This is a genomic window from Haladaptatus salinisoli, from assembly GCF_020614375.1.
Classification (GTDB): Archaea; Halobacteriota; Halobacteria; order Halobacteriales; family Haladaptataceae; genus Haladaptatus; species Haladaptatus salinisoli.
In genome coordinates, this window is sequence record NZ_CP085327.1 from 1178958 (window position 1) to 1204789 (window position 25832).

General features: G+C 69.2%; 23 protein-coding genes. 10 read left to right on the forward strand and 13 right to left on the reverse strand.

Annotated features, from left to right (window positions below; genetic code table 11):
• The first annotated feature begins 62 nt into the window (after positions 1–62).
• Positions 63–1871: a glycoside hydrolase family 15 protein gene (locus LIX00_RS06480; protein ID WP_227355383.1), complete on the forward strand. Its 1809-nt coding sequence runs from the start codon at positions 63–65 to the stop codon at positions 1869–1871.
• Here the strand turns inward: LIX00_RS06480 and LIX00_RS06485 are convergent.
• Positions 1868–2632: an NAD-dependent epimerase/dehydratase family protein gene (locus tag LIX00_RS06485; RefSeq protein WP_227355384.1), complete on the reverse strand. Its 765-nt coding sequence runs from the start codon at positions 2630–2632 to the stop codon at positions 1868–1870. The two genes, LIX00_RS06480 and LIX00_RS06485, sit on opposite strands and share 4 nt — an antisense overlap.
• 108 nt (positions 2633–2740) lie before the next feature.
• Between LIX00_RS06485 and LIX00_RS06490 the strand changes: the two genes are divergently transcribed.
• Genes LIX00_RS06490 through LIX00_RS06505 form a run of 4 tightly spaced genes read left to right on the forward strand, consistent with a single transcriptional unit; the run spans position 2741 to position 7116 of the window.
• A complete protein-coding gene (locus LIX00_RS06490; protein ID WP_227355385.1) occupies positions 2741–3751 on the forward strand; it encodes an AIR synthase family protein in 1011 nt (336 codons plus the stop codon).
• A gap of 38 nt (positions 3752–3789) precedes the next feature.
• Positions 3790–4803 carry an AIR synthase family protein gene (locus LIX00_RS06495; RefSeq protein ID WP_227355386.1) on the forward strand — a complete coding sequence of 338 codons (1014 nt, stop codon included), beginning with the start codon at positions 3790–3792 and terminating at the stop codon, positions 4801–4803.
• On the forward strand, positions 4800–6176 hold the full coding sequence (thiD, locus tag LIX00_RS06500) for a bifunctional hydroxymethylpyrimidine kinase/phosphomethylpyrimidine kinase (RefSeq protein WP_227355387.1): 1377 nt from the start codon (positions 4800–4802) through the stop codon (positions 6174–6176). The genes LIX00_RS06495 and thiD overlap by 4 nt, the downstream gene beginning before the upstream one ends.
• Positions 6166–7116, forward strand: a complete 951-nt coding sequence (locus LIX00_RS06505) for an LLM class flavin-dependent oxidoreductase (protein ID WP_227355388.1) — start codon at positions 6166–6168, stop codon at positions 7114–7116. Before thiD ends, LIX00_RS06505 begins: the two co-directional genes overlap by 11 nt.
• Before the next feature lies 1 nt (position 7117).
• On the opposite strand, the gene LIX00_RS06510 is transcribed toward LIX00_RS06505, so the two are convergent.
• The 3 genes from LIX00_RS06510 to LIX00_RS06520 all read right to left on the reverse strand — a co-directional run bounded on the left by LIX00_RS06510 (position 7118) and on the right by LIX00_RS06520 (position 9362).
• The gene (locus LIX00_RS06510; RefSeq protein ID WP_227355389.1) at positions 7118–7624 is read right to left on the reverse strand and encodes a hypothetical protein; all 507 of its coding nucleotides are present in this window, start codon (positions 7622–7624) and stop codon (positions 7118–7120) included.
• A gap of 109 nt (positions 7625–7733) precedes the next feature.
• Positions 7734–8081, reverse strand: coding sequence for a four-helix bundle copper-binding protein (locus tag LIX00_RS06515; RefSeq protein WP_227355390.1), 348 nt, complete (start codon positions 8079–8081; stop codon positions 7734–7736).
• Between the two features lie 42 nt (positions 8082–8123).
• Entirely contained in the window at positions 8124–9362 is a 1239-nt protein-coding gene (locus tag LIX00_RS06520) for an aryl-sulfate sulfotransferase (RefSeq protein ID WP_227355391.1), read from the reverse strand.
• A 133-nt stretch (positions 9363–9495) separates the two neighbouring features.
• On the opposite strand from LIX00_RS06520, the gene LIX00_RS06525 reads away from it, so the two are divergent.
• Both LIX00_RS06525 and mutS read left to right on the forward strand, forming a co-directional pair.
• On the forward strand, positions 9496–9795 hold the full coding sequence (locus LIX00_RS06525; protein WP_227355392.1) for a hypothetical protein: 300 nt from the start codon (positions 9496–9498) through the stop codon (positions 9793–9795).
• Between the two features lie 115 nt (positions 9796–9910).
• Complete coding sequence (gene mutS, locus LIX00_RS06530) at positions 9911–12601, forward strand: DNA mismatch repair protein MutS (RefSeq protein ID WP_227355393.1); 2691 nt, start codon at positions 9911–9913, stop codon at positions 12599–12601.
• Positions 12602–12620: 19 nt separating this feature from the next.
• Here mutS and LIX00_RS06535 read toward each other — a convergent pair whose 3' ends face one another.
• Together LIX00_RS06535 and LIX00_RS06540 are read right to left on the reverse strand one after the other, a co-directional pair.
• Positions 12621–13190, reverse strand: a complete 570-nt coding sequence (locus LIX00_RS06535; RefSeq protein WP_227355394.1) for a metal-dependent hydrolase — start codon at positions 13188–13190, stop codon at positions 12621–12623.
• A gap of 211 nt (positions 13191–13401) precedes the next feature.
• Positions 13402–13632 (reverse strand): hypothetical protein, encoded by a 231-nt coding sequence (locus LIX00_RS06540; RefSeq protein ID WP_227355395.1) that lies wholly within the window; start codon positions 13630–13632, stop codon positions 13402–13404.
• 99 nt (positions 13633–13731) lie between these two features.
• On the opposite strand from LIX00_RS06540, the gene LIX00_RS06545 reads away from it, so the two are divergent.
• Both LIX00_RS06545 and LIX00_RS06550 read left to right on the forward strand, forming a co-directional pair.
• A complete protein-coding gene (locus LIX00_RS06545; RefSeq protein ID WP_227355396.1) occupies positions 13732–14181 on the forward strand; it encodes a hypothetical protein in 450 nt (149 codons plus the stop codon).
• A gap of 65 nt (positions 14182–14246) precedes the next feature.
• Entirely contained in the window at positions 14247–15086 is an 840-nt protein-coding gene (locus LIX00_RS06550) for an RNA ligase family protein (protein ID WP_227355397.1), read from the forward strand.
• 75 nt (positions 15087–15161) lie between these two features.
• Here the strand turns inward: LIX00_RS06550 and LIX00_RS06555 are convergent, their stop codons facing one another.
• Positions 15162–18578, reverse strand: a complete 3417-nt coding sequence (locus LIX00_RS06555; protein ID WP_227355398.1) for a phosphodiester glycosidase family protein — start codon at positions 18576–18578, stop codon at positions 15162–15164.
• A gap of 193 nt (positions 18579–18771) precedes the next feature.
• Positions 18772–19491: a fumarylacetoacetate hydrolase family protein gene (locus LIX00_RS06560; protein ID WP_227355399.1), complete on the reverse strand. Its 720-nt coding sequence runs from the start codon at positions 19489–19491 to the stop codon at positions 18772–18774.
• Positions 19492–19636: 145 nt separating this feature from the next.
• Here LIX00_RS06560 and LIX00_RS06565 point away from each other — a divergent pair, with 145 nt between their 5' ends.
• A complete protein-coding gene (locus tag LIX00_RS06565) occupies positions 19637–21064 on the forward strand; it encodes a carotenoid oxygenase family protein (protein ID WP_227355400.1) in 1428 nt (475 codons plus the stop codon).
• A gap of 29 nt (positions 21065–21093) precedes the next feature.
• On the opposite strand, the gene LIX00_RS06570 is transcribed toward LIX00_RS06565, so the two are convergent.
• The 5 genes from LIX00_RS06570 to LIX00_RS06590 all read right to left on the reverse strand — a co-directional run bounded on the left by LIX00_RS06570 (position 21094) and on the right by LIX00_RS06590 (position 25831).
• Entirely contained in the window at positions 21094–22098 is a 1005-nt protein-coding gene (locus tag LIX00_RS06570; protein ID WP_227355401.1) for a 3-oxoacyl-ACP synthase, read from the reverse strand.
• Positions 22095–23240, reverse strand: coding sequence for a branched-chain amino acid ABC transporter permease (locus LIX00_RS06575; RefSeq protein ID WP_438267064.1), 1146 nt, complete (start codon positions 23238–23240; stop codon positions 22095–22097). Before LIX00_RS06575 ends, LIX00_RS06570 begins: the two co-directional genes overlap by 4 nt.
• 124 nt (positions 23241–23364) lie before the next feature.
• Positions 23365–24369 (reverse strand): branched-chain amino acid ABC transporter permease, encoded by a 1005-nt coding sequence (locus LIX00_RS06580; protein WP_227355402.1) that lies wholly within the window; start codon positions 24367–24369, stop codon positions 23365–23367.
• Positions 24366–25064, reverse strand: coding sequence for an ABC transporter ATP-binding protein (locus tag LIX00_RS06585; RefSeq protein WP_227355403.1), 699 nt, complete (start codon positions 25062–25064; stop codon positions 24366–24368). Before LIX00_RS06585 ends, LIX00_RS06580 begins: the two co-directional genes overlap by 4 nt.
• Positions 25061–25831 carry an ABC transporter ATP-binding protein gene (locus LIX00_RS06590; protein WP_227355404.1) on the reverse strand — a complete coding sequence of 257 codons (771 nt, stop codon included), beginning with the start codon at positions 25829–25831 and terminating at the stop codon, positions 25061–25063. Before LIX00_RS06590 ends, LIX00_RS06585 begins: the two co-directional genes overlap by 4 nt.
• Position 25832: the final 1 nt, after the last annotated feature.

The window sequence follows — 25832 nt, forward strand, 5'->3', positions numbered from 1 at the left end:
CGATTCCACAATAATTTAATCGTGCGCTTCGACGGAGCGACTCCGACAAGAACATCTCCAGCATGACCCGCTATCTGCCGCTAAAACGATACGGTATCGTCGGAAACCTCGAAACCAGCGCGCTCGTGAGCGACGAGGGGAGCGTCGACTGGCTCCCGTTCCCGCACGTCGAGTCGCCGAGCGTCTTCGCCAAAATTCTCGACGCCGAGGACGGCGGGCGATTTCAACTGTGCCCGTCGAAACCGTTCGACTCCGGGCAGTCGTACCTCGTTCGGACGAACGTCCTCCGAACCTCGTTCGAGACCGATTCCGGCACGGTCAACGTGCTCGATTTCATGCCGGTTTGGGAGGACGGGCGAGAACGGGCGCTCTACCGAAAGGTGGACGGCGTCGAGGGGAGCGTCGACCTCGAACTCGCGTTCAGACCGCGATTCGACTACGCCCGGGCGGAGACGGACGTTCGAGCGACCGACGACGGCGTCCGCGCCGCCGGGGACGGTACGCGACTCCACCTCGCGGGCGACGCCTCGTTCGAGGTGGACGGAGCTACCGCGCACGCGACCTGCACGGTCTCCGAGAACGAGACGCGCTGGTTCGTGCTCCGCCACGGCGAAGCGCCCGACGCGACCGACGAGGAGCGCGAGCGAACGCTGAACGAAACCGTCGACTACTGGCGGGAGTGGTCGCACGACTGTCCGAGCGGGTGCATCTTCGACGGAACGGACCACCACCTGGCCGTGCGCTCCGGGTTGGTGCTCAAACTCCTGACGCACCACGAGACCGGGGCCATCTGCGCCGCCCCGACCGCGTCGCTTCCGGAGGACGTGGGCGGCGTCCGCAACTGGGACTACCGGTACAACTGGATTCGGGACGCCGCGTTCACCATTCAGGCGCTGGGGAACCTCGGTCACCTCGACGAAGCGGAGGCGTACGTCGAGTGGTTCCTCGACCTCTGTCGGGACGTGCCGCCGGAGGAGATGCAACCGCTGTACGGGCTCCACGGGGACCCGAACCTCGAAGAGGAGGTTCTCGAAGGACTCTCGGGCTATCGCGGCTCGGACCCCGTCCGCATCGGCAACGCGGCGAAAGACCAGCGACAACTCGACGTGTTCGGCGAGCTCCTCTTGGCGGTGTACGAGACGAGCGACGGCAGCAGCTTCGACGGGGACGACTGGGGCGCGATTCGTCGAATCGTCGAGTACGTCTGCGACGTTTGGGACGAACCGGATTCGGGAATTTGGGAAGTTCGCGGCGGACCGCGCCACTTCGTCCACTCGAAGGTGATGTGCTGGGTCGCGGTCGACCGAGGTTTGAAGATGGCCGACGAGTGGATGCTCGACGCGCCGCGCGCGCGCTGGCGGGACGTTCGCGCCGAGATACGCGAGTCGGTGCTCGAACACGGGTACGACGACGAACTCGGTAGCTTCACGCAGTCGTACGACGGAACGGCGCTGGACGCGACGGGACTGCTCATCCCACTCGTCGGCTTCCTCCCGTTCGAGGACGAGCGCGTGCAGGGAACCGTCGACGCCGTCCGCGACCGCCTCGAAACCGACGGCCTCGTCCATCGGTACGACGGGAAGGACGGGCTGCCGGGCGACGAGGGCGCGTTCGTCTTCTGTTCGTTCTGGCTGGTGTCCGTGCTGGCGCTGTCGGGGCGCGTCGAGGAAGCGCGCGAGGTGTACGACGCGGTTCGGTCGCACGCGAGCCCGCTCGGACTGCTCGCGGAGGAAATCGACCCGAAGACCGAGCGACAACTCGGGAACTTCCCGCAGGCGTTCAGCCACGTCGGACTCGTCAACGCGTCGGTGTATCTGAAGATGATGGAGGAGGAAGAAGCCGAAGCGGAAGCGGAGCAGGTCGGCGCTTAGTCGAGAACCTCGGAGGCGTTGTCCCGCGGTCGGTAGCCGAGCGCCCGTTCGGTCTCGAGAATCGAGAGGAACCGGTCGTCGTTGCGCGAGACGGCGTGGACGGTGACGACTCGCTCGGGAAGCGACGCGGTCGACGCGGCCCGAATCACGTCCCGGCAGTCGCGGGGGCTGAGCCACATCGCGCGAGCGAATCTGGCGTGTTCAGGCGACTCGTCCTGCTCCTCGCGGAGGGCGTCTTCCGAGAGGAGCCAGCCGATTCGGAGGTTGACGACCTCGATTCCGTGGCGGTCGGCGTAGTAATTGCCGAGCGCCTCACCGGTCACCTTGCTCACGCCGTAGTAGGAGTCCGGGCGCGGCGGGTCGTCCGGGTAGACGGGGTGGGCGTCCCCGGTGACCATCGTCTCGGTCTCCGCCGGGTCGTCGGCGTTGTACATCCCCATCGCGTGGTTCGAGGATGCGAAGACGACGCGGTCGATTCCGCGCTCGCGGGCGGCCTCGTAGACGTTTCGCGTCCCCTCGACGTTCACGTCCACGGTGCTCCGCCAGTCGGCCTCCGGCGACGGGTTCGCCGCGAGGTGGACGACCACGTCGTGCCCCGAGAGCGCGTCGGAGAGGGCGTCGTAGTCGGTCACGTCGCACACTTCGCCGTCGATGTCCTCGTGCTCGCTGTGCGTGACGGGCGTCACGTCGTAGCCTTCGAGGGCGGCGAGCGACTGGCGTCCGACGTTGCCCGCCGCGCCGGTCACGGCGATTCTCGTCATGTCGGGGAAGTGGGCAGCCGGCGACGTATAAGTCCCGGCCGTCCGGGGTGGCCGACTCCCGCTCGGCGGAACCACCACCGATTTGTGCCACCGGGAGATAGCCCGAGTATGACCGACCTCGGGAAGGTAGACCGCGACTTCTTCGACGAGCACATCTATCCCCGCCTCGGGGCGGAGCGCGACGACGTGACGCTCGGACCCCGGCACGGCGTCGATTTCGGCGTTATCGAGGTCGGCGGGCGGGTCGTCGCCGTCGCCACCGATCCGCTCTCGCTCCTCCCCGAACTCGGCTTCGAGCGCGCCGCGTGGTTCGCCTTTCACGTCGTGATGAGCGACGTGGCGGTGAGCGGTTTGCGTCCCACCCACCTCGCGGTGGACTTCAACCTCCCGCCGGAAATCGCGGACGAGGAATTCGCCACCGTCTGGGAGACGTTCGACCGGGAGGCCCGGGAGTTGGGCGTCAGCGTCGTCACCGGTCACACCGCCCGATACTCGGGGTGTCGCTATCCGTGGGTCGGCGGCGCGACGACGCTCGCGGTGGGCGACCGCGAGAACCTCGTGCGGCCCGACGGGGCGCGGCCCGGCGACCGCGTCCTCGTCACCAAAGGGCCGGGGGTCGAGGCCGCGGGCTTTCTCGTCACGCTGTTCGAGGAGCACGTCGAACTCCCGGAAGACACCGTCGAGAGCGCCAAGGACAGATTTTACGACATGAGTCCGGTCCGGGACGCGCTCGTCGCGGCGGAGGCCGGGGCGGTCACCGCGATGCACGACGCCACGGAGTGCGGGATCCACGGCGCGCTGGTCGAGATGGCGCGGGCCGCGGGGGTTCGGTTCGACGTGTCGCACGACGACGCGCCCGTCCTGCCGGGGGTGCTCGAAGCGTGCGAGTTCTTCGACATCGACCCGTGGGAATCGACGACCGAGGGAACCCTCCTGCTGACCGTCGCGCCCGAGGACGCGGACGACGTGCTCGCGGCGCTGACCGACGCCGGGATTCCGGCGGCCGAAATGGGTACGGTGCGCGAGGGCGATGGTGTGTACGTCGATAGGAGCCGAATCGAACATCCCGACGTCGACCCCTCGTGGCAGGTGTTCGCCGAGTACGCAGACCGGGAGTGAACACCACTGGTAAGTACTACCGGGTAATAAACCCGCACATGAGCAACCTCGGCAAAGTAGACAGAGCGTTCTTCGAGGAGTACATCTACCCCCACCTCGGGGCGGAGCGCGACGACGTGACGCTCGGGCCGCAACACGGCGTCGATTTCGGGGTGTTCGAAGTCGGCGAGAAGGCGGTCGTGACGGCGACGGACCCCGTCTTCGTCATGCCTTCGCTCGGCTTCGAGCGCGCCGCGTGGTTCGCCTTCCACATCCTGATGAGCGACGTGGCGGTGAGCGGTTTGCGCCCCACGCACCTCGCGGTGGACTTCAACCTCCCGCCGGAGATCACGGACGAGGAGTTCGAGACCGTCTGGACGACGTTCGACCGGGAGGCCCGGGAGTTGGGCGTCAGCATCGTCACCGGTCACACCGCCCGATACGCCGGTTGCAACTATCCGATGGTCGGCGGCGCGAACGCGATGGCCGTCGGCGACCCCGAGGACGTCGTCCGCCCCGACGGGGCGCTGCCCGGCGACCGCGTCCTCGTCACGAAGGGGCCCGCGGTGGAGGCCATCGGTCTGCTCTCCATCCAGTTCGAGGAACTGCTCGAACTGCCCGACGAGACGGTCGAAGAGGCGAAAGACCGGTTCTACGACATGAGTCCGGTGCAGGACGCGCTCGTCGCGGCGGAGGCCGGGGCGGTCACCGCGATGCACGACGCGACCGAAGGGGGCGTTCACGGCGCGCTGGTCGAGATGGCCCGCGCGGGCGGCGTCCGCCTCGACGTCTCCCGCGACCCGATTCCGATTCTGCCGGGCGTGCTGGAAGCCTGCGAGTTCTTCGACATCGACCCGTGGTCGTCCATCAGCGAGGGGACGCTCCTGCTCTCGGTCGCGCCCGATGACGCCGACGACGTGCTCGCCGCGCTGGCCGACGCCGACGTTCCCGCCGCGGACATCGGGGAGGTGAGCGAGGGCGATGGCGTCACCGTCGACGGGGAGCGAATCGAACATCCCGACGTCGATCCCTTCTGGGGAACGTTCGAGGAGTTCATGGGGCGGTTGGAATGACCCGCGAACCGGGGCCCGTCGAACCGCCCGTCGCGCTGACCATCGCCGGAAGCGACTCCGGCGGCGGGGCGGGGATTCAGGCCGACCTGAAGACGATGGAGGCCCACGGCGCGTTCGGAACGAGCGTCATCACCAGCGTCACGTCCCAGAACACGCGCGGCGTCGAACGGGCGTTCACGCTCCCGGTCGAGGAGATCGAGGCGCAGTGTTCCGCCGTCCTCTCGGACTTCGACGTTCGGGCGGTCAAGACCGGCATGCTCGCGGAGGCACCGGTCGTGCGAAGCGTCGCGGAGCGAGTCGAATCCCTCGACGCGCCGGTCGTCGTCGACCCCGTGATGGTCGCCGCGTCGGGCGACCGACTGCTCGACTCGGCGGGCGAGGAAGCCTACGAGTCGCTGCTCGAGCGCGCGGCACTCGTGACGCCCAACGCCGACGAAGCCGAGGTGTTGACCGGCGTGCTGCCGGAAGACGACGACAGCGCGCGGGAAGCGGCCGACGCGCTGCTCGACCTCGGCGCCGACGCCGCGCTGGTGAAGGGCGGCCACGTCCCCGGCGCGACGGTCCGTGACGTGCTGGTGACCGACGAGGACATCGAAATCTTCGAACACGACCGGGTCGAGACGGACGCGACGCACGGGTCGGGGTGCACCTTGGCGAGCGCGATAGCCGCCCGACTGGCCCACGGCGACGACCTTCGCGACGCGGTCGCCGCCGCCACCGGGTTCATGGAGCGCGCGGTGCGCTACCCGCTCGACGTCGGCGAGGGGCCGGGGTCCGTCCACCACCTCGCCGCGCTCCGGGAGCGGGCGGACCGCCACCCCACCGCGGAGGCGGTCGAGGGAATCGTCCGGTCGTTCGTCGAGCGAGACGTGAGCGACCTCGTACCCGAGGTCGGGATGAACGTCGTCGGCGCGACGCGCTACGCCGAGCGGGTCGGCGAAACCGCCGCGGTCGAGGGCCGAATCACCAGGACCATGTCGGGCGTGAACCCGAACCGCGGCGTTCGCTTCGGCGCGTCGAGCCACGTCGCCCGGTTCCTGCTGGCGGCGCGCGAATTCGACCCCGACCTGCGGTTCGCCGTCAACTGCCGATTCGACGACGACGTGGAGCGCGCGCTCTCGACGCTCAACGGCGAGATAGCGGAGTTCGACCGCGGCGCGGAGCCCGAGGGCGTGAAGGCGCGGGAGGGGAGCACGATGCAGTGGGGCGCGCGAACGGCGTTCGAGTCGGCCGGCGAGACGCCCGTGGCGATAATCGACCGCGGCGAGGTCGGGAAGGAAGCCATCGTGAAACTGCTGGCGGAAGACGACGAGACGCTACAGCGCCGGACGCTCGCGGTGCTCTCGGCGTTGGGGGGTCAGGATGGAAGCTGACGTCGGCGTCATCCTCCCGCAGTACGGTCGCGACTACGACGCCATCCGCGACGCGGCGACCGACGCCGAGCGGTACGGCTACGACGGCGTCTGGCTCGAAGACCACCTCCAGTCGTGGATCGGCGACCCGGAGCGGGACGCCTACGAGTGCTGGACGACGCTGTCGGCGCTCGCGGAGGCGACCGAACGCATTCGAATCGGATCGCTCGTCACCTGTCAGGCGTACCGCCACCCGTCCCTGTTGGCGAAGATGGCCGCGAGCGTCGACCGCGCGAGCGGCGGTCGCCTCGACCTCGGCCTCGGCGCGGGGTGGTACGAGGCGGAGTTCGAGCGGTTCGGCTACGAGTTCCGCGAACCGCCGGCCGAGCGAATCCGGCGGCTGCGGGAGACGGTCGAGGTGCTGCGCGGGCTCTGGACGAACGAGACGTACACCCACCGCGGGGAGCACTTCGACCTCGACGGGGCGTTCTGTCGGCCGGAACCGGTCCAAGAGCCGCACCCGCCCGTCTGGATCGGCGGCGGCGGCGAGCGGTTCACGCTCCGGTACGCGGCCGAACTCGCGGACGGGTGGAACTACGGCACCCTCGACCCGGACGGGTTCGCGGAGAAACTCGCGGTGCTCCGAGACCACTGCGAAACCGAGGAGCGGTACCGGAATATCACGAAGTCCGCGGAGCTGTTCGCGTTCGTCGCCGACGACCGCGAGGCGGCCGAGCGAAAGCGCGAGGGGTTCGCCGACCGGTTCCTTCCCGACGAGCCGAGCGAGCCCCGGGAACTCTTCCTCGCGGGATACCTCGACACGGCGCTGGTCGGGACGCCCGAGGACGTCCGCGCGCAGTTGGAGCGCTACGAGGACGTCGGCATCGAGTCGTTCATGCTGAGCGTCCCCGACGCCCCCGAGGACGATAGTCTGGCCCTGCTGGCGGAGGCGGTGACCTGACTCAGTCGTCCAGCCAGTTGTAACAGCGAAACGTCTCGCGGTCGGTCGTCAGCATCTCGACGGGGACGAACCCCTTTCCGCCGCGCGCGCCGACCTTCGGCTTCTCCGGGTCGTCCGCGACGAACATCGGTTTCGCTCGCAGTTCGAACGTCACCTCGAGGTCGCCGATTCCGTCCTCGCCGGGGTCGAACGACATCCGCACGCCGGACGCGCCGACGCCGAACGTGACGTAGCCCTCCGGCGATTCGACCGCGACGTCGTGGCTCGCCATCCCGCCGGCGAGGTCGGAGAGCCAGTCGGCCATCCCCTCGCGGTCGAGGTCGGCTCCGAGGTCGAACGACCCGTCGGCGGCGATGTCGCCCTCCTCGAAGACGAACTCCGGATACCGGAGGTTTTCGAGCGGGAGGACGTGGTCGTGCGCATCGTGGTCGCCGTCACCTTCGCCGCGTTCCTCGCGGTCGTCTTCCCCGGTTTCGCGGTCGGCGCACGCTTCGCACTCGTCGGTCATAGTTCGGAGACGCGACCGGAACGACATTACTGTTCTGAGAAACGGTCGGGCTTCGAACCGCGCATCGACCGCGAAGCGGAGAATCGGCGATTCGACCGGTGCGACCGGTTTACGACGCGATCATGGTGCGACAGCTCTCGGCGCACTCTTCGAGCACGTCGGCGCAGACCTGACAGTGCTCGGCGTCGTGGCGCGAACACTCCTCCGCGCACTCCTCGCACGCGCCCGCGCAGGCCTCCGCGAGCTCCTCGCTGTAGTTCGAGTTCCGGACCATGAACCGGGCGTGGAGGGTGGCGAGGTCGGCCACGTCCCGACAGAGCCGGAGACACTTGGCCATCTCCTCGCCTTCGCCGGCGCACTCGTCCGCGCACCACTCGCAGGCTTGCGCCGCCTCGAAACAGTTGTCTACGCAGTCGGCCATCTCGTCGGACAGGTGGTCTATCTCTCGGAGTGCCATACTCGAAGGAACGACCCGTTCGTGGGAGGGAACTGTGGTTGCTCACTCAGCCCCTTTTTCCGCTCCGGTGACGAACAGCGCGAGTCCGACGAGGAACGTCAGCGACGCGACGGAGCCGACCGCGAGGTGCCACCCCGCCAGCCAGTAGGGGAGTTCGACGACGTGCCGGGCGCTGGCGAGCAGGTAGCCGAAGACGGGGAGTTTCGTCGGCCGCTCGCCGAAGTCGCCGCCCGAGTCGTAGGGCGCTCCGGCGGGATACTCGCCGGGGACGCGGTCGGCCTCGTACGGAACCGTGGGGACGCGGGCGCTCCAGACCATCGCCCCGGACTCGTTGAGTTCCACGACGCGGTTGTTCCGACTGTCGGTGACGAGCGTGTTTCCGTTCGGCAGGCGGTCGGCGTCGCGGGGCCAGTCGAACGCGATGCCGCCCGCGCCGCGCGCCTGCCACGCGACCCGCCACTCGCCGCCCTCCCGGTGGAGTTCCACCACCCTGTCGTTCTCGGAGTCGGCGACGAGGACGGCGTCCTCGGAGAGCCACTGCGGATTGTGTTGCCTGTTGAGCACCGTGGGGTCGCGGTTCTCGTTTATCACCTCGACCACGCCCTTGCCGCGCTCCACGACGACCAGTTGGTTCGCGTTCCGAACGCTGACGAGGTAGCGCCCGTCGCCGATTCGGTCCACGTCGTTGATGTGGAGCCAGTCGGTCCTCGTCGGGTCGGGCGGCGCGTCGTAGAACTCGCTCGCGTTCCACTGCCACGCGACGCTCCCGTTCCGCGCGACCGTGAACACGCGCTCCCTGTCCATGTCCGCGACCAGCAGTTCACCGTTGGGGAGGAACTCGGCGTCGTGAACCTCGCTGTCCTGGCTCGTTCGAACGGGAAACGACCGCTCGAAGACGACGTGCGGTTCGGGCGTCGGGTCGACGATTCGAACGCCGGTCCGCGCGCAGGGAGCGTCGTACCGGCCGCAGTCGCTGTAGCCGTCCGCGGCGAACGCGGCGAGGACGGAGCCGTTCGGAAGCCGGGACACGTCGTGATAGCTGGTGGCGTTTCCGTAGTCCCAGCGCTCCCGTCCGTCGGCGTCGAGCACGGCGATGCGGCCCTTGGTCGTCGTGGACTGGACGCCGACGACGGTTTCGGCGTCGGCGTCGCGCAGGGAGGTGTTCGAAATCGGCGGGGCGACGGCGGCGCTGACGACGAGAACGAGCGCGAAGCCGACGACGGCGAACCCCATCAACCGAACGCCGAGTTCGCGCCGCGACCGAGGAACCACGGAAACCACGTACCGGCGGGAAACGTCGGCGGGGAGCAAAACGGTGGCGGCCGCGGGGTCGAACGCGCGATTCCGCGCGTCGCTCCGACGCGGATTTCCCGAAAAGTAACATTTTTGACCGACCCGTCGTCATTCGGAGAGAGTGCTCAAAGGACTGCAGCAGGAACTCGCGCTCGTCGCCCGAGCGGTCGAACTCCTCCAACTGGTCGAAGCGGAAGAACCGCTCGGCACCCGACACGCCTCCACGCTCACCGACTACCCCAAGCACCGAGTCAGGCGGTCGTTCCAGCGACTCGAAGCGGCGGGGCTGTTGCGACCGACCGACGACGGCGCGGTTACGACCGACCGGGCCGAGGAATTCCTCGCCCGGTTCGACGACGACATCGACTCGCTGAAGGCGGCCGTCGAGGAACTCGCCGCGGTCGTGGACGACCGACGATAGCGACCGATTTCGTCCGAGCGGGACGCGACCGCCGCCGCGGAATCCACACCGTTTTATCCGCGCTCGAACTTCCTCCGTACATGATTTCGGTTGCCCGTCTCCGGGGGTGTCCGCCGTGAGCGAGGGCGGCATCGTCGGGGAGTTCCTCTCGCTGAAGGCCGAGACGGACGCGGACGTGCTGACGATGCAGGTCGGGGACTTCTACGAGTTCTTCGCCGACGACGCCGAACTCGTCGGCGACGTGCTCGACCTGAACGTCTCGCAGAAGTCGAGCCACGGCAGCAGCTATCCGATGGCCGGCGTCCCGCTCTCCGAGCTGACGCCGTACCTGAAACAACTGGTCGAGCGGGGCTATCGGGTCGCCGTCGCCGACCAGCACGAGACCGAGAACGGCCACGCCCGCGAGATATCGCGTGTCGTGACGCCCGGCACGCTCCTCGAAACCGCGTCCGCCGACGCCCGGTACCTCGCGGGCGTCGTCCGCGTCGATGACGGCTACGGACTGGCCTTCGCGGACGTGACGACGGGGCGATTTCTGGTCACCGCCGTCTTCGGCCCGAACGCCGACGACCGGGCGCTGACGGAGCTGTATCGGTTCGACCCGGCGGAGGTGTTGCCCGGCCCGGAGGTTCGCAACGACGATTCGTTCCTCGAACGGGTGCGCTCGCGCACCGACGCCTCCCTGTCCGTGCACGACGCGAACGCCTTCGCGCCGGGGAGGGCGACCCACCGAACGCGCGAGCAGTTCGGGAAGGAGACGCTGGCGAGCCTCGGGTTGGACTCGGACGAGGGGGCCGAGGTCCGCGCGGCGGGGGCGGTGCTCTCCTACGTCGAGGAGACGGGTGCGGGCGTCCTCGGGTCGATGACGCGCCTCCAATCGTACCGCGCCGACGACCACGTCGAACTCGACGCGACGACCCAGCGGAACCTCGAACTCACCGAGACGATGCACGGCGACCGGAAGGGGTCGCTGTTCGACACCGTGGACCACACGAGGACGAGCGCGGGTCGCCGCCTGCTGAAGGAGTGGCTCCAGCGCCCCCGGCGGTCGCTCGACCTGCTCCGCGAACGCCAGTCGAACGTCGCCGCCTTCGCGGAGTCGGCCTTGGCCCGCGAGGAGATCCGGGACGCGCTGTCCGAGGCGTACGACCTCGAACGACTGGCGAGCAAGGCGGCCTCCGGGAGCGCGGACGCCCACGACCTGCTCCGCGTTCGGGACAGCCTCGCCGTCCTCCCGAGGGTCGCCGACGCCATCGAGAACGCGCCCTCGCTGGCGAGTTCGCCCCTCGCCGACCTCGCGGCGCGACCCGACAGGGAGCGGGCGGCCGCCCTGTGCGGAGAGTTGGCCGACGCGCTGGCGGACGACCCGCCGAACACCGTCACGCAGGGGGGCCTGTTCCAACGGGGCTACGACGAGGAACTGGACGGGATAATCGACGAACACGAGTCGAATCTGGAGTGGTTCGACGCGCTCGCGGGGCGCGAGAAGTCCCGAACCGGCATCGCGCACCTGCAGGTCGACCGCAACAAGACGGACGGCTACTACCTGCAGGTCGGGAAGTCGGAGACGGGCAAGGTCCCCGACGAGTACGAGGCCATCAAGACGCTGAAGAACTCCGAGCGGTACGTCACCGAGGAACTCCGGGAGCGAGAGCGCGAGATACTGCGCCTCGAAGAGCGCCGGGGGGAGGTGGAGTACGACCTGTTCCGGCGACTCCGGGCGCGCGTGGCCGACCGCGCGGAACTCCTGCAGGACGTGGGGCGGACGCTGGCGGAACTCGACGTGCTGGCGAGTCTGGCGGTGCACGCCGTCGAGAACGGGTGGGTGCGCCCGGAACTCGCCGAGTCGGGGCTGGACGTCCGGCAGGGACGACACCCCGTGGTGGAGCAGACGACCGAGTTCGTCCCGAACGACGTGCGGATGGACGACGACCGCGAGTTCCTCATCGTCACCGGGCCGAACATGTCGGGGAAGTCGACGTACATGCGGCAGGTGGCGCTCATCACCCTGCTCGCGCAGGTCGGCAGCTTCGTCCCGGCGCGCGAGGCGCGCGTGGGGCTGGTCGACGGCATCTTCACCCGCGTCGGCGCGCTGGACGAGTTGGCGCAGGGACGCTCGACGTTCATGGTCGAGATGCAGGAGTTGAGCAACATCCTCCACTCCGCGACCGAGGACTCGCTCGTCATCCTGGACGAGGTCGGCCGCGGCACCGCGACCTACGACGGCATCTCCATCGCGTGGGCGGCGACGGAGTACCTGCACAACGAGGTTCGGGCGAAGACGCTCTTCGCCACCCACTACCACGAACTCACGACCCTCGCCGACCACCTCCCCCGAGTCGAGAACGTCCACGTCGCCGTCGACGGCGAACCGCCGTCCGCCGGTCGGAATCGGAGCTCCGACGCCGCCGACGAACGGGGCGGCGACGTGACCTTCCTCCGAACCGTTCGGGAGGGACCGACCGACCGCTCCTACGGCATCCACGTCGCCGACCTCGCGGGCGTTCCCGTCCCCGTGGTCGAACGGTCGCGCGACGTGCTTGACAAGTTGCGGAAGGAGAAGGCCATCGAGGCGAAGGGCGGCGGGTCGAGCGACCCCGTGCAGGCCGTCTTCGACCTCGGGAGCGGCGAACTTCGGCGAACCGACGACGCGGGTGCCGGCGCGTCCGCCGACTCCGCGCCGGCGCTCGACCCGGAGACCGAATCCGTGCTCGACGAACTCGCCGGGACGGAGGTCGCGGACGTCTCGCCGATAGAGCTGATGTCGAAGGTACAGGAGTGGCAAAAGCGCCTCGACGGCGCGTGAGTCGGCGGGAGAGGTGCCGTCACTCGCCGGCGATGGCGCGTCGAAGTTCGCCGACCCCCGGCGCTCCGTCGACGAGCCAGAGGAGGAACGCGAACAGGTACGGGGCGGAGTAGACGCCGAGGAAGACCAACTGCTGTTTCGCCGTCAGCGAGTGCGCGAACGCGCCGAGCACGTCGAAGATCCGGCCGAACAGCGTCGTCTCGTGGTCGTACGGCGGGAGCGTCACGACGGGCCAGAGGACGCGGTCGAGCGGCGCGACGTCCTGTTTCGGAATCGCCAGGAGCATGTCGCCGAGCAGGTGGGACCAGTAACCCACCGCGAACGCGGCGCCGACGGTCGACCGCCCGCGCCGCGCCGCGACGAGCAGGACGAGCAGTCCGACCGGAATCGCCACGAACAGCGAGTGGCCGACGGAGTAGCCCTGCGGGAAGAGGTGCAGCCCCCACGAGAGCGGTTTGTCGACCAAGTCCGGCAGTTGGGTTCCGAACAGCACCGCGACGACCGCGGCGGCCGTCGGTGGCTTCCGCGTCGCGAGGCGGTGTCCGAGCGAGTACAGGACGTAGCCGAACGCGGCGTGACCCCACGGCATCACGGTCGCATCACCGCCCGACGAGCGCCGACGCGAGGGGCGGGAGACGGGAGGAACGCGGGTCGTTCGACGACGCGAAGAGCGCTCATTACCGTACCGTAGCGAACCGACGAACAAAACCCCACTGTTCGCAGACGGTCGCGCCGCTCCGGCGAGGGGACGGTGCGGTCGCACCGTCCCCTCGCGGGGACGACCCTTCGACGGGGTCGCCTCACTCCGACGAGTCTCGCTCCGAGTACCACATTCGTTTTCGCCGGTCGTCGTCCTCGTCGACGGCCTCCTCCAACTCCGCCACCCGTCGCTGGAGGTCGTCGATTTCCGCGCCGAGCGAGCGAATCGTTCCGCCGAGGAGTCCGATGATTTCCCGCGTTTCGGAATCGAGACCGTCGACCGCTTGCATTTCGTTCAGTCGCTGTAACAGGTCTTCTCGGTCGTCGGGCATCGAGTCGTCGTCGGTGGCGCTCCACGCTAATTCTTTTGCCCGGCGTCTGCCTTCCGTCTGACGGACTTTGAAGGCACCCCGCCACCTATCCGCGGACGAATGCTGCGACGCACTCGCCGCCGTCGAGAGTCGCTCGCACGCTGTTACGACTCGACGATAGTATCGCCGCCGCCGCGAGTGGGCGTCGACGATCTGAAGGCGACCGTCACCGCGCGTTCTCCGATCCACTTCGAACGCGGGGATATGCGACGGGACTACGGCCGGACGAGGGCGCTGCTCACCGCCGCCGCGGTCGTCGGTTCGCTCGCGCTGAGCGTCCGGGTGCTGCTGACGGGACTGTTCGTCGTGTTCGTCAGCACCGACCTCCTCCTCGTCGGTCTCTTCAACGCGTGCGTGACGGTTCTCGTCGGCCGATGGGTACTCGTGAGCGGCACCGCCCCGCGGACGCTGCCCCGCCGCGCCCGGCGGTTGGTCCGGAACCGGCGCGTTCCCCCGCGGATTCGCCGTCTTCGGCCGAAACGGTCGTCGGCTAGCGTCGACCGACTGTGACGACGCGGGACGCCGAACCGGAGCGCTCTCCAACCGTTAAGAGGACGGGGCGACGATAGGCGCAGGTGAAGACGTTTCCACCGAGTCCGCGAGTCGAGGATGCGCCGCCCGAACTGTTCGAGAGCGGACACCTCTGGATTCAGGAACTGATCGACGGGGCGAGCGTTCGCTTTCGGTTGCGGGAGTCGGGCGCGATTCGATTCGGCGACCGAAGGCGAACGTACGACGCCGACGAGATACCGCCCGCTTACCGGCACGCCGCCCGACGCGTCCGCGAGAACCTCGACCGGTCGGCGCTGCGAACCGCCGTCGACGGCGTCGAGGCTATCGTCTTCCTCGGGGTGGCGACCCACCGACGCGACATCGACTACGACTGGGAGCGCACGCCCTCGTTTCTGGGCGTCGACGTCTGGTCGGCGGTCGACGAGCGATTCCTCCCGCCGGACGCCGTCGAGGGGATATTCCGCCGACTCGGTCTCGCGCCGGTGAACGCGTTCGAAAAGGAGGTGCGGGCGGTCGACTTCGACCCGGACGCCTACGAGGTTCCGCGGTCGAACTGGTACGACGGGCCGGCGAAGGGCGTCGTCCTCCGGAACAAGACGGGGAGCCGCGCCGAACTGGTGCACCCCGACTTCGAAGCGACCGACGACGCGCCCCTGGTCGACGCGCCCGCGGAGGAGTTGGCCCGGCGATACGCGACCGACAGCCGCTTCGAACGAATCGCGAGCGAACTCGAACGCGAGGGCCGACCGGCGACCGTCGACGCTCTGCGCGACGGGGTCTTCGAGTCCATCGCCCGAGAGGAGCGCGGCCGACCGTTCCGCGACGACCGCGGCGTCGACGTTCGGGCGTTTCGCTCGGAGCTAGCGTCCCTCGCGCAGCGGTTCGCGGCCGACCGCGGCTGACGAGGCTGACGACTCGTCGGCGGGACCGCGAGGGCGGACGGTCGTCGGGAGCGCCCCGACCGAACCGGTCTCCGTTCAGTCGCGCACCGTGACCGTCGTCTCCCCGGACACGCCGTTCGACGCGACGCGGAGGGTCACCGTTCCGGGTCGGAGCCCGGTCAACTCGCCCGTCGCGGGGTCGAACGCCGCGACGTAGTCGTCCGCTCCGCCGGCCTCACCGGCCCCGCCGTTTTCCTCGCGTCCGTCTTCGCGTTCAGGGCCTCCCCCGTCGCGGACGAGCAGGTTCGAACTTCCGCTCCACCGGACGGTCGCGGGGTACTCGAGCGGGAACGAGGGACCGCCGACCTGGAGGCCCGTCGCCGAAACCGTCGCCGCCTCGTCGACGGACACCGAGGACGGCGCGTCTAACTCCACGCCGTCGAGCAGGGGTCGGACCTCCGCGCGGAGCCAGTCGGTTCGCTCGGCCGGTTCGTCGCTCGGCGCCGGGGTCGGGTCGACGCCGAACAGCGTCCACTCGCGGAAGCCGCCCTCATCGGCCGGACCGTAGGGGTCTTTCCCGGTCGTTCCGACGACCGCGTACGGGACGCCCTCGACGCGGCTCACGTCCACGGTTCCGGCGTGTCCGGCGACGTACGCGGCTCCCTTGCCGTCGGAGCGCTCGCGGAAGGCGGTCAGCCACTCCTCCATCAGTTCGGCCTCCATGCGATCGCCGAGTCGGCTGTTGTCGGTCGGGAGGGGGTCGCGCGGGGGGTGGTGGGCCACCACGACGACGTTCTCCACCGCGTCGTCCTCGGCGGCCTCGTCGAGGCCGCGCCGGAGGTCTCGCAACTGCCGGAACTCCGCGGTTCGGAACGAACCGGTGGAGGAGTTCAGCAGGAAAAAGCGCGTCCCCTCGCGGTCGAACGAGTACCGCGTCTCGTCGAACGCGGCCCTGAAGTTCGAGAGGTCGTCCGGGCCGACGCGCTCGTGGTTGCCCGGGATGTAGTAGACGGGCAGCGCGTCGCCGACCTCCTCGCGGAGGATTCGCCGGGCGAACTCGAAGTCCCGAGGGTAGCCCGTGTCCACGAAGTCGCCCGCGATGACGAGGAACTCGGGATCGGCCGCCACGATTTCCCGGAGGGTTCGCCGCGCCAATTTCACGGTGAGACCGTCCGGGTCGTCGGCGACGAACTGGCTGTCGGCCATCACCGCGAACGTCCAGCGGTCGTCGTCGAGCGCGTCGTTCTCGACGACGAGGGGGTCGCGGCGGGTCGGTCGTTCGGGTACCGAAACCGGCGGGGTCACCTTCACCGTCAGGTCGTCGAACGCCAGACTGCCCGCGTACTGCTGGTCGGACGACGCCTCTACCGGGTAGAAGTGCGAGAACCGAAGGGGGTACTCGACGCCCGCCGGAACGGTCGCTTCGAGGTGTTTCCACCCCGTCCAATCGACGCTGTAGGTGAAATCGAGGCGGTGTGCGACCCCGGCCGCGTCGGTGACGACGCCCCGCAACCACGCGCCATTCCCGTCGCCCTTGACCCAGAGTCCGATGCGCTGCGGTTCGCCGGGGAGGTCGATCTTCGACTCGGCCCTGGCGTACACCGCCCGCGTGGCGGTCGTCGTGGTGAAATCGTAGTCGAGTTTCAGTCCCTTCCCGGAGCGTCCCTCGACGAACGACATCGACCCCTCGACTTCGCTCGGATAGCGCATGAACCACCACGCCGACGGGTCCTCGAAGCCGGAGACCCGTTCGGTCGTCAGCCCGACCGCCACGGGGAGGTACGCCTCCTCGCCGAGCACGGAGGCGGTCACGAGCGTCGAACCGCTCTCCCCGGTCGACGCGACGCGGAACGTCCCCTCGTCGGTCGGTTCGACCGTCACGAGCGACTCGTCGTAGTCGAGCGACACGTCCCGCGGCTCCACCGGGGCCGCGTACCCGCGGGCGTCGAACCCGAGCACCGCGAACGTCGCCGAATCCCCGGGCGCGAGTCCGAGTCGCTCGGCGTCGGTCTCGACCCGCCGCAGTTCGTCGAGGACGCGGAGTCGGGTCGTCCCCGCCGCACCCCGCCGACGGACGACGACCTCGCCGGCGCCCGACTTCCGAGCGGCGAACCGCCCGTCGTCGTCGAACCGGCCGAGTTTCGCGGGGACCGCCCGCCAGCGTCGAGGCGTCGCGTCGACCGGGGCGTACGTCTCGTCGTGCCCGTTCGCCTCGAACCGCCTCGAGAGCCCCGGGAAGACGCGGCGGGTGTTCTCGCCGTCGAGCGAGGGGGTCACGCGGAAGCCGTCGAGGGTGCCGCTGCCGGCAGCGGTCGTCAGCCCCAGCCCGTTCGAGACCGGACGTTCCGAACCGTCGGAGGGGTCGTTCCGCACGCGGACGCCCGCCTCGCCCGGTTCGCGCGCGACGACGGTCGAGGAGCCGCCGCCGTCGAGGTTGAGCGCGTCGCTCGCGCCGAACTCCCGCATGGCCTCGCCGAGTTCGCGGAGGGTCGCGCCGCGGCTGTCGCGCTGGCGACCGTCGACGACGAGCAGGTACAGCGTCGTTCCGTCCGCGGAGACGCCCGCGGCGGTTCGCGGTTCGAGTCGGTCGTCGTCGAGGCCGGCGAGGAGTTCGCCGTCGCGGAGCAGCCGCGTTCCGCCGCCCACCGCCGCTCGGAGGGGCGAGTCGGCGTCGGTCCTCGGAGCGTAATTGATCGAGACGGGATCCCCCTTCGAGAGCGCCGACAGCGCGTCCGCACCCGCGCCGCGGCCGACGAGCGCGGACGCTCCCCCCGGAATCGCGCCGTCGCCGACCGGGGACGGTTCCGACGCGACGACGCCGTCGCGGACGAGCACCTCGACCGTCCCCGGGCGGGCGGCGTCGCCCCAGAGCGGCGTGTAGAGGCCGACGCCGTCCGCCGGAATCGACGGCTGGTTCAGCGCCGCCAACCGGAGGGTTCCGTCCGGCAGTCCGACGCGACCGTCGAGCGCGACGCGCGCGATGCGGGCGAGACCGTCGCGGCCGACGGCGACCGCGTTCTCCCGACCGGGCGCGGGCGACGACCGAAGTCGGCCGGCACCGACTTCGGCCCCGACCGGCGCGTCGGTGTTTCCGATGTCGAAGAAGTCGCCGTTGACGCCCGCGACGACGTCCTCCGCTTCGGCGAGGTTCGACACCGTCTCCCTGCTCGTGACGCCCGGCGAGAGGAGCGTCGCGTCGTTCGACCCCTCGTCGAGCGCCGCCGCGAGGAGGTCGCATTCGAGCCACCCGCGTTCGGTGAGGCGGGTGAACGATCGGAGTTCGACGCCGGGGGCGACGGGCGTCGAATCCCGCTCGACGACGATGGCGTCGTCCGCGACCGCCGAGAGCGTCGCGTCCCCTATCTCGCCGAGGTCGCTCGTGAACCGGTCCGCGTCCGACGCGCCCGCGATTCCGGACGTCGCCGCCGCGCTCAGGGAAATCGTGGCGCCGAGGCCCTTGAGGTAGTCCCGTCTCGATTCCGATACCGGCTTTCGATCAGTTTTTCGAGGCATCTCGGTATGGTATACCCTCACACCAACTTAATATTATCTTTCTAACGTGTTCGTTGATCACTTTGGTTCGAGAACTGAACCCTCTGCGACGTTCTCACGCCGGGTAAACCGTACCGCCTCGGAGAAGGAAGTTCCGCGCAGAGGGATCGCAATCCGTCGCCGACTCACTCGACGACACCCGCGACGAGGCGGGTCAGTCCGCGTCGGCTATCGCGTTCCGGAGGGTGCCGACGTCCTCGTACCATATTTCGACCTCCTCGCCGGGTTGGACGAGGCCGGGGTTGGCGGGGCTGCCGAACGAGACGACGTCGCCCGGTCGGAACGTGTACCGCTCCGAGAGGAACGCGACGACCTCGCGCGGGGAGAACAGCATCTCCGAGGTGTTCGCCTCCTGTCTGCGCTCGCCGCCGACGTGGGTCGTCATGTCGAGGTCGTCGGGATCCGCGTCCGTCTCTATCCACGGTCCGAGGGGTCCCGACCCGTCGAACGCCTTTCGGGCGGTTCGTCCGTCCTGGTCGAGCGCGTCGAGGTCGTTCAGTATCGTGTACCCCCGGACGGCGTCGTCCACCTCGTCGACGGCGAGGTTCGAACACCGGTCGTCGATGACCGCGGCGAGTTCGCCGGCGTAGGTCAGTTCGCTCGTCCACGAGGGGTACGGTATCGCCGCCCCGTGGGGGCGCACCGAGACGGGGGGTTTGATGAACCAGTCGGGGCGCTCCGGTCGTTCGTACCCCATCTGGTCGTTCGTGGTCGCGTAGTTCCGCCCGACGCAGTACAGCGCCGACGGTTCGCACGGGGCGAGCAGTTCGGCGTCCTCGCCGACGGCGTAGGACGCCCCGTCGACGGTCACCGCTCCGTCCTCGTACTCGCCGGTCAACACGCCGTCCGCGGTGCGGATTCGTGCCAGACGCATGCGTCGAAGCACTCGGAGGAGCCGTCTATCTCTTTCGATGCCGCCACCGCGACCCCCGCTCCGGTCGGCGTCCGAGACGGCGTCGGGCGAGACGGCGTCCGGCCCGGCAGTTTTTGTACCGTCCGCCCGATTGGGCGTTCGACCGATGCCGGCGTACAGTCCCGGGTTTCGCTCCCTCGACGCCGAACGCGACGGACTCGAACTCGCGGTCGAAGGCGAGATACCGGCGTGGCTCTCGGGGTCGCTCGTCCGCAACGGCCCCGCGATGTTCGAGGTCGGGGGCCGCCGCGTCGAGCACTGGTTCGACGGGCTGGCGATGCTCCACAAGTTCCGCTTCGCCGACGGCGACGTCGTCTACAGCAATCGGTTCCTGCGAACCGACGCCTACCGGAAGGCGGTCGAGGAGGGGACGCTGTCGAACCAGTTCGCGACGTCCGGCGGCTATCTGGAGCGACTCCGCTCGTTCGTCGGGAAGCCGACGGACAACGCGAACGTGAACGTCGCCAGACTCGACGGCGAGTACGTGGCGCTGACCGAGACGCCGCGGCGCGTTCGGTTCGACCCGGAGACGCTGTCCGCCCGGGGCGACCTCGCCTACGAGGACGACCTCGCGGGCCACCACGTCACCGCCCACCTCCAGCACGACCGGGAGGCGGGCGAGACGGTCGGCTACATGACCGAGTTCGGCCGCCGGAACCGGTACCACGTCTACGGCGTTCCCGACGACCGACCCGAGCGCGTCCCCCTCGCGTCCGTCGAGGTGGACCGACCGGCGTACCTCCACAGCTTCGCGCTCACGCCCCGGCACGTCGTGCTCGTCGAACCGCCGTACGTCGTGAATCCGCTTCGATTCCTCCTGCCCGGCGGCGGCGGGTTCGTCGACCACTTCGAGTGGCGACCGGAGCGTGGCACCCGGTTCCTCGTGTTCGACCGGTCGTCGGGCGAGCGAGTCGCCGAACCGAGAACGAACCCGTTTTTCTTCTTCCACACCGTCAACGCGTTCGAATCGGACGACGGGGTCGTCGTCGACCTCGTCGCGTACGACGACGCCGCCATCGTGGACGACCTCTTCATGGCCGCGGTCGAGGGAGGGTCGGGCGCGTCGCGGGACGCCGAACCCTTCCCGAACGCGGCCGAAGGGGTGCTGGCGCGATTTCGGGTTCCGCTCGACGGCGGCGAAGTCGAGCGACGGACGACGTACCGCGGACTCGAACTGCCGCGCGTCGCCCCGGCGGCGCGCACGCGCCCCTATCGGTACGCCTACGGGCAGGCGACGGGGCGTCGAGGGGGGAACGGACTGGCGAAAGTCGACGTCGAGACGGGGGAGTCGCGGGAGTGGTGGGGGGAGGCGAAGTACGCCGGCGAGCCGATCTTCGTGCCCGACCCCGAGACGGAGGGGACGTCCGACGAGGACCGCGGCGTCGTCCTCGCGCCCGTCCTCGACGTCGAGACCGAGCGATCGATGCTGCTGGTCCTCGACGGCGAAACGTTCGCCGAGCGCGGGCGGGCGCACGTTCCGCACCACATCCCGTTCGGATTCCACGGCGAGTTCTTCCCCGAGGTGACGTCGTAGAATCGGCCGGTTCCGGCGACGGGTCGCGGTCAGCCGCGCCAGTCGAGCACCGTCGCCGCCCACGTGTAGCCGGTTCCGGCGGCGAGGAAACAGACCACGTCGCCGGGTTCGACCAGCCCCTCCCGAAGTCCGGCGTCCAGCGCGAGCGCCTGGTCGACGCTCTGGACGTGGCCGAACTCGTCCAGATAGTAACTGCGCGCGCCGAGTTTCGAACGGAGCAGTTCGTGGAACGACCGCTTCGTGTGGGTGAGCGCGACGAAGTCGAGGTCGTCGCGTCCGTAGCCGGACCGTTCGAGGGCGTCGTCCGCGACCGAGAGGAAGTTCGAGAGGCTGGCGTCCGCCAGTCGCTCTTTCATCCCCTCCGGGTCGGGCACGTCGAGCGCGTGAAGCCCCGCGTCGACCGTGGCGCGACTCGGCGGGTTGCGCGACCCGCCCGCGGGCATCACCACGTCCTCCGAGAAACCGCCGTCGGTCACGGCCGCGCTCTCGCGGACGGTCGCCAGCGGGTCGTCCGGGTCGGCCTCCAGCACCATCGCGCACGCTCCGCTGCCGAAGTTGAACATGAACGACGAGTCCTCGTTCGCGTAGTCCACGAGGTCCTCCTCGCGGCTCGCCGAGACGAGCAGGATTCGTTCGGGGCGGTCGGCGACGAGCGTCGCCTTGGCCTGGCGGAGCGCGACGGGCGCGCCGGCGCAGAGCGCGTAGCTCTCGCTGGCGAACGCGCCGTCGGTCCCGAGCCGCTCCGCGACGTTCGCGGCGGCGCTCCAGACGACGTAGTCCTTGTACTCGCTCCCGTGATAGAGCACGGCGTCCAGTTCGGTCGCCTCGATTCCGGCGTCGGCGAGCGCGTCCTCGGCGGCAGCGACGCACATGTCCGTGACGTGGTCCTCCTCCGGGTGACAGACGCGCTTCTCCCGGACGCCCATCTTCTCCACGACGACCGCCTCGGGGACGCCGCTTCGTCGGGCTATCTCCTCGCCCGAGACGGTCTCGTCGGGGAGGTAGAGTCCGTATCCCGCGAGTCCGACCGTCACCGGTACCTCCGGAGACGCGCGGGGAGTTCTTTCGCCACGCGACCGCCGAGTCGGTCCCGGAGCGTGCCGAGCAGCCCGTTCGGGACGAACAGGACGAACAGCACGAACAGGGCCCCGACGTAGAGGCTGGCGTGGCCGTTCAGGAACGTCTCGATGGCCTGCTGGACGGTCATTCCGTTGAATATCTCGGTGCTCATCGTGCCCTCGCCGAGGTGGGTTCGAAGGTAGGGGAGGAGACCCCCTCCCTCGCCCGATTTCGAGAGGAACTCCCGAACCGTCTCGTCGAACAGGTGGCCGAAAAGCGGGCCGGCGAGCGTGCCGAATCCGCCGATGATGGACGCCAGCAGGGCGTCGCCCGCCACGAGGAAGTGGAACGACTCGTCGGGCGAGACGGTTCGTTGGTAGCCCGCCAACAGCCCGCCCGCGATGCCGGCGAAGAAGGCGCTGATGGCGAACGCGCCGAGTTTGTAGCGGAAGGTGTCGTACCCGACCGCGACGGCGCGCTCCTCGTTCTCGCGGATGGCTACCATCACCCGACCGAAGGGCGAGTGGATGATTCGCTGCATGGCGAAGTAGCAGACCAGCACGACGAGGCCGACCATGTAGTAGGACACCTCGGTCCGGCCGAGGTGGACGAAACCCACCGACACCTCGTCGCCGGTCAGCGATCCGATCGCCAGATTCAGCGCGTCCACGCCCGGCACCCCGACGTCGAGTCCCGACGACCCGCCGAGAAAGACGCCGTCGCGGGGGTTCGACCCGACGTAGTCCCAGCCGCGGACGAACACGTACAGCACCTGCGCGAAGCCGAGGGTTATCATGGCGAAGTAGACGCCCGCGAGTCGGAACGAGACGACGCCGATGGCCAGCGCGAGCAGGGCGGCGACGAGCGCACCCAACGGGAGCGACACCATGAAGGGCGTCGTCTCGGGGACGAGCGGGATCTTCCCGTTCGTCACGAGGACGACGAAGTACGCGCCGGTCCCGAAGAACGCGGCGTGGCCGAACGAGAGGTACCCCGTGTAGCCGCTCACGAAGTCGAACGACATGGCGAACAGGCCGAAGTAGAGCACCACGATCATCGTCTCGACCTGCGGGAGAACGGTCACCGCCTCCGTCCCGAACGGCGAGTTCTGCAACACCGTGTAGAGGCCGGGGTAGGCCGCGAGGAAGGCGATGACCGCGAGGTGAACCGCGTGGTCGCGGGCGTACTCCGCGACCCACGAGTCCGCCGTCTCCGCCGCGACCGACGACTCGGTTTCGGTGCTAATGGCCGCCCACCTCCTCGACGCCGAACAGTCCCCGGGGCCGCAGGACGAGCACGACCACGAGAATGAGGAAGACGGTCATCTCCGGCAGGCCCGCGAAGTCGATGGCGTTGACGAACCACCACGACATCGCGGCGTCCACCAGGCCGACGAGGAGCGCGGCGACCACGGTTCCCCGGAAGGTTCCGAGACCGCCGACGATGACGACCACGAACGCGGGAAGCAGCGTCTCCGACGCGACGGGGACGCTCGCGCCCCACTTCGGGTCCCACATCAGCAACACGCCGGCGACGCCCGCCAGTCCGGTGCCGAGCGCGAAGACGACGGTGAACACCCGGCGAACGTCGATGCCGAGCGCCTGCGTCATCTCGGCGTCCTCGCTCCCGGCGCGGATGACGAGACCGTACCGCGTTCGGGTGAGGAACGCCCAGATGCCGGCGACCGTCAGCACGCCGAACGCGATTTCGAACAGCGCGAGACCGCTCGCCGATATCGGCCCGATGCCGACCCGGGTCGTCAGGAACGCCGGTTTCGTGCCGAACGCGGCCTGCCAGTCGCTCTGCGGTTGCAGGCCGTAGAACAGGACGACGATTCGGGCGAGTTCGTCCAGCACGAGCGTCAGCCCGAACGTGAGCAGTATCTGGTATATCGGCGGGCGGTCGTACAGTCGGCGGATGAGGCCGACCTCGACCGCGGTGCCGAGCGCTGCCAACGCGGCGAACGCGACGACCACGGCGACGAAGAACGCCGCGAGTTGGGTGACCGCCCCGGACGCCGCGAGCGCGACGACGAGCAGGCCGCCGAGGTAGGCCCCGAGCATCGTCAGCGAACCGTGGGCGAAGTTCAGCACGCCCATCAGGCCGAAGATGAGCGTCAGCCCGCTCGCTATCATCACGTACAGCGCGGCCTTGGCGAGTCCGTCGACGACCACCGACGCGAGGGTCGAGGGGCGGACGAACTCCCCCAGTGCGGCCCCGAGTCCGGCGAGAACGACGCCCGTCATGCGGACAGATACCTCCGGAGGCGGTCGTCGTCCGCCGAGACGCCGTCCGCGTTCCCCTCGTCGACGACGCGACCGTTGTCGAGGACGTAGAACCGGTCCGCGAGGTCGAACGCCAGCGGGAGGTTCTGCTCGACCAGCAGGAGCGTCGTGTCGGCGGCCGCCTCGGACAGCGCCTCGGCGACCGCCTCGACGGCGAGCGGGGCGAGTCCCTCGCTCGGTTCGTCCACCAGCAGTATCTCGTTCTCGCCGACGAGGCCGCGGGCCAGCGCGAGCATCTGCTGTTGCCCGCCGCTCAGGTTCCCGGCGTCGCGCGAGCGGTGCTCCCGCAGGTCGGGAAACGTCTCGAAGGCGAGTTCGAGGGCGGCGGCCTCGTCGTTTCCGTCGGGCACCGCGACGCGGACGTTCTCCTCGACCGATAGCTGGGTGAAGACGCGGCGCTCCTCGGGAATCCAGCCGACGCCCATCGCCGCGACCTCGTGGGTTCGTTTGCCGACCAGTTCCGTCCCGCGGAACCGAACGCTCCCGGTTCTGGGCGGCGTCAGTTGGAGGACGGTTCGGAGCGTCGTCGTCTTGCCGACGCCGTTCCGCCCGACGAGGGCGACCACCTCGCCCGACTCGATCTCCATCGAGACGCCCTCCAGCACGTGGCTCTCGCCGTAGTACGTGTGGACGTCTTCGACGGCGAGGAGGCTCACGCGACGCCCTCCCGCCCGGACTCGTAGCCGCCGAGGTAGGCGCTCTGAACGTCGGGGTCGTCGCGCACGTCGTCCGGCGACCCGTCGGCGATGACGGACCCCTGATTCAACACGACGATGCGGTCGCTGACGCGCATCACGATGTCCGTGTTGTGCTCGACGAGCAGGACGGCGTGGTCGCTCGCCACGTCCTCGATGAGGTCGATTATCCCGCCGACGCTCTCCGAGGAGACGCCCGCGTTCGGTTCGTCCAGCAGGAGCACGTCGGGGTCGCCCGCGAGCGCGATGGCGACCTCCAACTGGCGCAACTCGCCGTGGCTGAGATTCTGCGCCGTCGTCTCCGCGTACCGCGCGAGTTCGACGCGCTCCAGAATCGCGCGGGCCTCCTCGACGTGCGCCTCGAACGCGCCCGCGTTTCGCCAGAAGTTCGCCGACCCGTCGCCGTGGGCCTGCACCGCGACGCGGACGTTTTCGAGGACGGTGCTCGTCGGAAAGACGTTCGTTATCTGGTAGGAGCGGTGGAGACCGAGACCGGCGGTTTCGTGCGGCGGCGTCGCCGTCACGTCGCGCCACTCGCCGCCGGTTCGAAGCTCGATGGTTCCCTCCGTCGGGGAGAGCACGCCGGTCAGGAGGTTGAAGAACGTCGTCTTTCCCGCGCCGTTCAGACCGATGAGCGAACAGAGTTCGTCCTCGCCGAGCGAAAAATCGACGTCGTCGACGGCGACCAGTCCGCCGAATCGTTTCGTTAGCCCCGTGGTTCGGAGCATG

Bases quoted from the DNA above. Each gene is read 5' to 3' on its own strand.
- LIX00_RS06485 (WP_227355384.1), bottom strand. From the start codon at position 2,632: ATGACGAGAATCGCCGTGACCGGCGCGGCGGGCAACGTCGGACGCCAG.
- LIX00_RS06535 (WP_227355394.1), bottom strand. From the start codon at position 13,190: ATGCCGTGGGGTCACGCCGCGTTCGGCTACGTCCTGTACTCGCTCGGA.
- LIX00_RS06515 (WP_227355390.1), bottom strand. From the start codon at position 8,081: ATGGCACTCCGAGAGATAGACCACCTGTCCGACGAGATGGCCGACTGC.
- LIX00_RS06510 (WP_227355389.1), bottom strand. From the start codon at position 7,624: ATGACCGACGAGTGCGAAGCGTGCGCCGACCGCGAAACCGGGGAAGAC.
- thiD (WP_227355387.1), top strand. From the start codon at position 4,800: ATGACCCGCGAACCGGGGCCCGTCGAACCGCCCGTCGCGCTGACCATC.
- LIX00_RS06490 (WP_227355385.1), top strand. From the start codon at position 2,741: ATGACCGACCTCGGGAAGGTAGACCGCGACTTCTTCGACGAGCACATC.
- LIX00_RS06555 (WP_227355398.1), bottom strand. From the start codon at position 18,578: ATGCCTCGAAAAACTGATCGAAAGCCGGTATCGGAATCGAGACGGGAC.
- LIX00_RS06560 (WP_227355399.1), bottom strand. From the start codon at position 19,491: ATGCGTCTGGCACGAATCCGCACCGCGGACGGCGTGTTGACCGGCGAG.
- LIX00_RS06505 (WP_227355388.1), top strand. From the start codon at position 6,166: ATGGAAGCTGACGTCGGCGTCATCCTCCCGCAGTACGGTCGCGACTAC.
- LIX00_RS06545 (WP_227355396.1), top strand. From the start codon at position 13,732: ATGCTGCGACGCACTCGCCGCCGTCGAGAGTCGCTCGCACGCTGTTAC.
- LIX00_RS06495 (WP_227355386.1), top strand. From the start codon at position 3,790: ATGAGCAACCTCGGCAAAGTAGACAGAGCGTTCTTCGAGGAGTACATC.
- LIX00_RS06480 (WP_227355383.1), top strand. From the start codon at position 63: ATGACCCGCTATCTGCCGCTAAAACGATACGGTATCGTCGGAAACCTC.
- LIX00_RS06590 (WP_227355404.1), bottom strand. From the start codon at position 25,831: ATGCTCCGAACCACGGGGCTAACGAAACGATTCGGCGGACTGGTCGCC.
- LIX00_RS06580 (WP_227355402.1), bottom strand. From the start codon at position 24,369: ATGACGGGCGTCGTTCTCGCCGGACTCGGGGCCGCACTGGGGGAGTTC.
- LIX00_RS06540 (WP_227355395.1), bottom strand. From the start codon at position 13,632: ATGCCCGACGACCGAGAAGACCTGTTACAGCGACTGAACGAAATGCAA.
- LIX00_RS06565 (WP_227355400.1), top strand. From the start codon at position 19,637: ATGCCGGCGTACAGTCCCGGGTTTCGCTCCCTCGACGCCGAACGCGAC.